This window comes from Microcystis sp. M113S1, assembly GCF_020246945.1.
GTDB lineage: Bacteria > Cyanobacteriota > Cyanobacteriia > Cyanobacteriales > Microcystaceae > Microcystis.
The window spans coordinates 1-7,350 of the sequence record NZ_JADBSA010000338.1 but is presented as its reverse complement, the minus strand read 5'-3'; the positions used below and the strand labels follow the sequence as shown (position 1 = coordinate 7,350).

Annotated in this window: 6 protein-coding genes; 4 read left to right on the top strand and 2 right to left on the bottom strand. The window is 45.5% G+C overall.

The genetic code is table 11. The features are described from left to right. The first annotated feature begins 225 nt into the window (after window positions 1–225). Window positions 226–3,195, top strand: coding sequence for a peptidase domain-containing ABC transporter (locus IM319_RS16850; RefSeq protein ID WP_287686357.1), 2,970 nt, complete (start codon window positions 226–228; stop codon window positions 3,193–3,195). A 96-nt stretch (window positions 3,196–3,291) separates the two neighbouring features. Next, a complete protein-coding gene (locus tag IM319_RS16845; protein ID WP_287686359.1) occupies window positions 3,292–5,061 on the top strand; it encodes an HlyD family efflux transporter periplasmic adaptor subunit in 1,770 nt (589 codons plus the stop codon). On the opposite strand, the gene hisA is transcribed toward IM319_RS16845, so the two are convergent. Next, entirely contained in the window at window positions 5,058–5,819 is a 762-nt protein-coding gene (gene hisA / locus IM319_RS16840; RefSeq protein ID WP_286825671.1) for a 1-(5-phosphoribosyl)-5-[(5-phosphoribosylamino)methylideneamino]imidazole-4-carboxamide isomerase, read from the bottom strand. The two genes, IM319_RS16845 and hisA, sit on opposite strands and share 4 nt — an antisense overlap. Before the next feature lie 497 nt (window positions 5,820–6,316). Between hisA and IM319_RS16835 the strand changes: the two genes are divergently transcribed. Further along, the gene (locus IM319_RS16835; RefSeq protein WP_108937575.1) at window positions 6,317–6,598 is read left to right on the top strand and encodes a helix-turn-helix domain-containing protein; all 282 of its coding nucleotides are present in this window, start codon (window positions 6,317–6,319) and stop codon (window positions 6,596–6,598) included. Further along, window positions 6,582–7,133, top strand: a complete 552-nt coding sequence (locus tag IM319_RS16830) for a TolB family protein (protein WP_287686360.1) — start codon at window positions 6,582–6,584, stop codon at window positions 7,131–7,133. The genes IM319_RS16835 and IM319_RS16830 overlap by 17 nt, the downstream gene beginning before the upstream one ends. 36 nt (window positions 7,134–7,169) lie before the next feature. Here the strand turns inward: IM319_RS16830 and IM319_RS16825 are convergent. After that, a partial coding sequence (locus IM319_RS16825) for a transposase (RefSeq protein WP_287736361.1) occupies window positions 7,170–7,350 on the bottom strand: 181 nt, incomplete at its 5' end.

Sequence of the window (7,350 nt, the reverse complement as noted above, 5' to 3'; positions counted from 1 at the left end):
TGTTCGATAAGACTTTTAGACTTTTTGTCAATCAAAAAGTGCCAGCGATTGGAGTGATTGGGGGGAAAATTCCGGGACTTTTTCCCTGAAAATTAGGTAATTGACCACCTGAAAATCGGTAAAACCCTACACCCCACACCCCACACCCCACACCCTACCCCCACCAACAAACTTTTTGCCGCAAACCCTAATTATTTGCCAACTTAGTCAATTTTCGCCTAGCCAATGAGTTATACCACTTTAGATTTTACCGCCTTTCTGGAGACCGTACAGCCCTTCGATCGCCTGCCCGTCGAGGTTAGACGTTCTCTGGGCCAGAAATTACAACCCTTTCGCTATGAGATGGGCAATGCGATCCTCAAGTGCGATCGCTTACCCTCCCACCTCGTCCTTCTCTACGAGGGAGAGGCCAGACTTTTGGGTTACGATGCTAGGGTTAACAATCCGCTGCCGGTCACTTTGGCTAAATTACAGCCGGGGGATTTATTCGGGTGGATGAGTCTTCTGCGCGCTACCCCCTGTGAAACGGTGATCGCTTCTTCGGAAGTCACGATCTGTTTAACCTTAAAACAAGAGGATTTTTGGTCTTTAATCAAAAATTACCCGGAATTTAAGCAATATTTCTTTAAAGAAACCTCGATCGCTGAAGTTTATGCTCTTCTAGGCTCCTATCTTAATCAACAGGCCTGGGGTGGGGGGGACCTGAAAGAAATTGCTCAGGCTCTTTTCAACAAAGCTTGTGTGTCCTACAACCAGATTAACGATGATTATCTCTGGTTAGTCAGCGAAAATACCGATAATTATCCTATCGGCACAGTTATCACCCAGAACAATCCGACTAACACGCGCTTATTAGGTCTTTCCTCCGACCAGTTAGATGAATTCTTGACAGTTGAAACCGAAGCGGCTGCGGAAACAGAAACGGATGATATCCTAGAAACCCAAGTGATCAAGGGAAATAAACCCACCCAGGTATTAGATATCCCCCAGGGAAAAATAAGCGACATCACCAGCGATATCGACCTTGAAAAAACTGTCGAGAAAAACCGCAAATCCTATGCTTTTTTCGGGGGAAAAACGGAACTAGAGGCGGTGAGTGCCTGTTTTCAGATGCTCTGCAAATATTTTAATATCCCCTTTCGCAAGGACGTGATCCAACGCATCCTAGGGGATCAACTGCAAAGAACCGGCAGCCTTTCCCTGCCCCTGTGTGGGGCTGTGGCCGAGGTAGTGGGACTCCATAGCCAATTAGTACCCCTAAATGCTTCTTCCTTGCCCAATATCAACCCTCCTGCCCTAATTCGCTGGCAAGACACCATCGTTATTCTCTACGAAATTAATCAACGGGAAACCACGATCGCTGTTCCCCAAAGGGGGATAATTAAACGCAAAACCAGCGAATTTCTGGAATCTTGGGGCGAAAAAGGGGAAGTGATTCTGCTCAAACCCACCAAACACACCCAGCAACAGCGTTTTGGCCTATCATGGTTTTGGCCTTCTGTCAAGAAACATAAACGAGTCTTAATAGAAGTTTTTATCGCTTCTTTCTTCGTGCAGTTATTTGCCCTGGCCAATCCCTTGATGATTCAGGTGATCATCGATAAAGTGATTGTGCAGAATAGCCCGGAAACCTTGAATACCCTCGGGGTTTTCCTGTTAGTAATTGCCGTTTTTGAGGGAATTTTAACCTTTTTGAGAACATCCCTTTTTGTCGATACCACTAACCGCATCGACATGACCCTCGGTTCAGAAATTATCGATCACCTGCTGCGTTTACCCCTGAAATACTTTGAACGGCGGCCAGTGGGTGAAATTTCGACAAGAATCAACGAATTAGAGAATATTCGGCAATTTTTAACAGGTACAGCCCTAACAGTGGTATTAGATGCCATTTTCTCGGTTATCTACATTGTGGTTATGTTGATCTATAGCCCGATTCTAACTGTTTGGGCCCTGGGAGTCGTGCCGATTTTAGTTCTCTCCACAGCTATTTTCGCACCGATCGTGCGGCGACAACTGCGAGCAAAAGCGGAACGAAACGCCGAAACCCAATCCTATCTCGTGGAGGTAATGACGGGAATTCAAACGGTGAAAGCACAGAATATCGAATTGCGTTCCCGTTGGCAGTGGCAAGAACGTTATGCGCGCTATGTGGCCGAAGGTTTTCAAACGGTAATGACCTCAACTTTGGCCGGTTCCTTTAGTCACTTCTTTAACCAATTATCGGGTTTATTAGTGCTTTGGGTGGGAGCAGCCCTAGTTTTAGACGGAAAACTCACTCTTGGTCAATTAATCGCCTTCCGGATTATCTCTTCCTACGTTACCTCGCCGATTCTGCGTTTGACCCAACTCTGGCAAAACTTCCAAGAAACTGGCTTATCCCTGGAAAGATTAGCCGATATCGTCGATACTCCCCAAGAAGCGGAACTCGATCGCCAAAACATCCCCATGCCCTTAATTAAAGGCACTGTCACCTACGAAAACCTCGCTTTCCGCTTCAATCCCCACGGACCCCTGCAACTATACAACGTCAATTTAGAATTCCCCGCCGGTACTTTTGTCGCTTTGGTGGGAGAAAGTGGTGCTGGGAAAAGTACCATCACTAAACTATTAGCCCGTCTCTACGAACCAGAATCGGGACGGATTCTCATCGACGGCTACGATATCAACAAAGTGGAACTCTATTCCCTGCGTCGTCAAATCGGCATGGTTCCCCAAGAAACCCTATTATTTGACGGTACGGTACAGGAAAATATCGCCCTGACTAACCCCGATGCGACTGTGGAGGAAATTGTCTCGGCAGCGAAAACGGCGGCGGCCCACGAATTTATTATGACCCTGCCCAATGGCTATAATACCCGCGTCGGTGAACGGGGGGCATCCCTATCGGGGGGACAACGACAACGGGTTGCGATCGCTCGTTCCGTCCTGCAAAGACCGCAAATTCTCATTCTTGATGAGGCCACCAGCGCCCTCGACTATAACACCGAACGGCAAGTGTGTCTGAATCTCAAAGAAGTTTTCAAGGATCATACGGTCTTTTTTATTACCCATCGTTTAGCTTCGATCAAATCCTCCGATATTATTGTCATGATGGATAAAGGGACAGTAGCGGAGGAAGGCACCCACGAGGAATTAATGGCCAAAAAAGGCCTTTACTATACTCTCTATAAACAACAGGATTCGCAAATCTAGTCAGTCAGTCGTCAGTTATCAGTTATCAGTTATCAGTTATCAGTAAACGGTTATCGGTTCACTGATCACTGAAAAAATAAATATAGGAGAATCTCCATGAACGGTAATTCTAACAACGGTCAAAACGGCAACAGCAACCCTAAAAGCGATGAACTGACCCAAGCGGGTAAAAACGTGGCCACTACCACGAAAAATAAAAGTATTACCCCTTCTTTACCCACTTTCAGCCCACCAGAACAATCGGTGATCCTGAAACAATCGCCCATTTGGTCGCGGACGATTATCTGGACATTAATGAGTGTCACCACTGCTGCTTTAATTTGGTCAGCGCTCGCCAAAATCGAGCAGGTGGTCGGCGCTCAAGGACAACTTAAACCCCAGGGCAAAGTCCAAGAAGTACAAGCACCGGTGAATGGGGTAGTACAGGAAGTTAAAGTTAAAGACGGCGATCGAGTTAACAAAGGAGATGTACTGGTTTTAATGGATTCCAGTGCCTCGCAAGTGCAGTTAGAATCCTTGAGAAAAATTCGCGCCAGTGCCGAGAAGGAAAATCAATTCTATCGTCTGTTAATGGCGCAGGATCTGACACCGGCACAAGTGGAGAGTTCGATCGCTCAATTAAAATTACCGAGTGAAATCGCCGATTTAGCCCGTAATCGTGCCGCTTTAGTGGCGGAAAATCAACTTTATCAAGCACAGGTCAGTGAAGGTGCTTCTAGCTCTGCTTTACAAGGGGATCAATTAGCCCGTTTAGGGGCTGCCCGACGGGAGTCCAATTCTCGACAAGCGGCCGCTAGATTGGAAATGGAACAATTAGAAAAACAATTGGCCCAAACCAGGGTACAGTTGGCCGATGCCCGCTCGCAATTAATCAAAGATCGTCTCGTCCTTGAAGAAATTAAAACTCGTAATGCCAATTCGATGAAGCAGGGCCAAGAAAGCTTGGATATCGAGCGTAATATTCTTAAGGATATTGAACCCTTGGGGGATGAAGGAGCGATCGCCCGTTATCAGATTAATAAGCAAAAACAATCGGTAACCGATCGCCAGAATGAATTACAGCAGCAAGAGGCTAATGGCAAAATCGATCGAGAAAAACAAGAGAAAGAAGTACAAACCCGCATCGCCGAAATTTCTCGCCTGGAACAGGAAGAAAAGCGTTATTTCCTGTTGATCTCCCAAGCGCAAGAAAAGCTGATTAATACCACGGTAATCACGGAAAAAGATGTGCGCGATAAAATGGCGGACAATTACAAACGGATCGCTGAAATCGATAGTCAGATCAGTCGCATTATCATTGATAACAACAAGCGCATTGCTGAGTTAGATAGTCAAATTAGTCAAGCACAACAGACCATTAAATATCAAAAAATTACCGCCCCGATTGATGGTGTGGTCTTTGATCTCAAGGCGCGGCCTGGGTTTGTTCCCCAACCAAGTCAAGCGGAAGCATTATTAAAACTTGTTCCCGATGGCTGTCCCACCCAGGTCAAAGATGCCGCTAAAGGTTGTTTAGTGGCAGAGGTGGACGTGATTAACCAAGACATCGGTTTTGTGCGCGTGGGACAAAAAGCCGATATTCGCATTGATTCCTTTTCCTACAGTGAATACGGCGATATTAAGGGAGAAGTAATCTCGATCGGTTCCGATGCTTTACCTCCCGATGAGAATCACCGTTTTTATCGGTTTCCTGTCCGGGTACGCTTGAACAGTCAAGAGTTAGTTTTGAAAGATCAATCCACTCTACCGCTGCAATCGGGGATGTCCGTGAGCGTTAACATCAAAGTCAATGAAAATCGCACTGTTTTGGGACTATTTACCGATATGTTCAATAAACAGGTGGATACTCTCAAACAAGTCCGTTAAGCGAAAAAATTCGGGGGTAGATCCTGCCAACGGCCCGATCCGATCGCGCTAATCGCTTCCGAGAGGTTAACTGCACCGGTATAAAGGGCGCGGCCCACGATTACTCCCGTTACTCCTAAAGGTTCCAAAGACAATAAACTCAGTAGGTCCGTCAGGGAACTAATGCCCCCAGAGGCGATCACGGGAATCTCGACAGATTCGGCTAATTCTCGCAAAGCAGCGAGATTAGGGCCAGAAAGCGTGCCATCTCGATGAATATCAGTGTAGATAATCGTGCTGGCTCCTCTTTTTGCCATATCTTGACCAAGAGCGATCGCCTCTACCTCGGAAGTTTCTAACCAACCCCGGGTGGCTACTTTGCCATCGCGGGCATCAATACCGACAATTATTTGCCCCGGAAAGCTTTGACAAAGTTCGCTGACTAATTCTGGCTTTTCTACGGCTACTGTCCCTAAAATCGCCTTTTCTACCCCGATTTTTAGGAGATTACTCACCGTTTCTAGATCCCGCAGTCCACCCCCTACCTGTACGGGAATGGCAATATCATTAAGAATTGTTTCAATAGTTGACAAATTAACCGATTTACCCTCTTTGGCTCCATCCAAATCAACTAAATGTAATCTGGTTGCCCCCTGATTGACCCATTCTCGCGCCACTATTGCGGGATTATCGTTAAAAACCTGCGATTGTTGGTAATCTCCCTGATAAAGTCGCACACATTTGCCCTCGAGAATATCAATAGCGGGGATAACTTCCATGTTTTTCTCAATATCTAACTAAGGAGCGTTTTTTATTATATAGTACCAGCCGTCAGCCTTGAATCAGTGATCAGTGATCAGTGATCAGTTTTGAGTCTGACAGGGGAACAAGACCTCTCAAAGCATTGTCCATAAAGGTTTTGAGGCTCCTCAGTTACAAACAGATACATCGCTTTCAGCCAAAAAGCTAACGAGAGAATCAGGGATTTGGGCGAGCTTACTAGAAATTCTTATCAACAACGGGGGGTGAGCTGCATCGAACTTTTTCGCTCGAACACCCCAAAAAGCTTGTGCTGTAAGGAGTTCAGCCAGCTTGTCCCCCTGTCAGGTTTTGAGTATTAAGTGAGCAGTATGTATTAAGTGTGCATCATCAAATGGCAGTAACAGTGCTGTCTTTTCACTGATTACTGTTTACTGATCACTGATTACTGATTATCGATTCCTAGGGGAAAAATTCTTCTAGAATGATAAGTACATATGCGAGAGGAATTATACTTATGTCTGCTGGGAAGTTTCAAACAGCCGCTTCATTATCCGATCGAGAGCTAGAAATACTCGATTTAGTGGCTAATGGTTTAACTAATCAAGAAATCTCGGAAAAGCTAGAGATTAGCAAGCGTACCGTTGATAATCATATTAGTAATATCTTGACAAAAACAAAAACCGATAATCGGGTGGAATTGGTGCGTTGGGCATTGCATTGGGGTAAAGTTTGTCTGGATGATATTAATTGTTGTATCCTTCCTTCCCCAGCGCCGACCGATGATCAGGTTTCCTAAACTTCTTGGACTTTTTCTTGCGGTTAATATCATCAGTCTGGGGGGATGTAGTGATGCAGGTTTTGTCACCCCTCCCCAACAGCTTTTAGGAAATACTTTAAATACCCCTTCCTCTGAAGATAATCCCCGTTTTAACTACGATGGTCGTTATCTGGTCTTTGCCTCCGATCGCCTGGGACAACGAACGATTTATTTATTCGATCGAGTGGCTAATCGTTTAGTTCCCCTGCCGGGGTTAAATCAAGCAAAAACCTATCAAGATCAACCGGATATTAGTGCCGATGGTCGCTATATTGTTTATGTATCGGAACAGTCCGGTAAACCCGATATATATATTTATGATCGACAAACTCTGCAAGCAAAAAATATCACCGAAAATATTTTAGGAGAAGTGCGTCGTCCGACGATTAGTGGTAACGGTCGTTTTATTGCTTTTGAAAGTAATCGTTTCGGTCAATGGAATCTGGAAATATTCGATCGAGGTGGCGAAATTTCTTCTTCTTTACCCCCGATCAATTCTTCCCCGTCCCGATAGTATTGGGGGAGAAGGGCTGAGAGGGGGACAAGCGAGCTAGAAGGTAGATAGGGCAAGCGATATAGCTCTTTGCCCTTTGATGTAATCCTTCAACCGATAGCGGCTAATTTGCATTAGCTCTTCTATATTTTTTGGGAACATTTGATGTAGCCCGAGCCAATGATAGAGATGTTGACCCACATAAAAACTGCTGTGTCTGCGTTGACCTTTATATCTT

Excerpts from the sequence above, each read along its gene's own strand:
- IM319_RS16830 (WP_287686360.1), top strand. The coding sequence starts at position 6,582 with ATGATCAGGTTTCCTAAACTTCTTGGACTTTTTCTTGCGGTTAATATC.
- IM319_RS16850 (WP_287686357.1), top strand. The coding sequence starts at position 226 with ATGAGTTATACCACTTTAGATTTTACCGCCTTTCTGGAGACCGTACAG.
- hisA (WP_286825671.1), bottom strand. The coding sequence starts at position 5,819 with ATGGAAGTTATCCCCGCTATTGATATTCTCGAGGGCAAATGTGTGCGA.
- IM319_RS16835 (WP_108937575.1), top strand. The coding sequence starts at position 6,317 with ATGTCTGCTGGGAAGTTTCAAACAGCCGCTTCATTATCCGATCGAGAG.
- IM319_RS16845 (WP_287686359.1), top strand. The coding sequence starts at position 3,292 with ATGAACGGTAATTCTAACAACGGTCAAAACGGCAACAGCAACCCTAAA.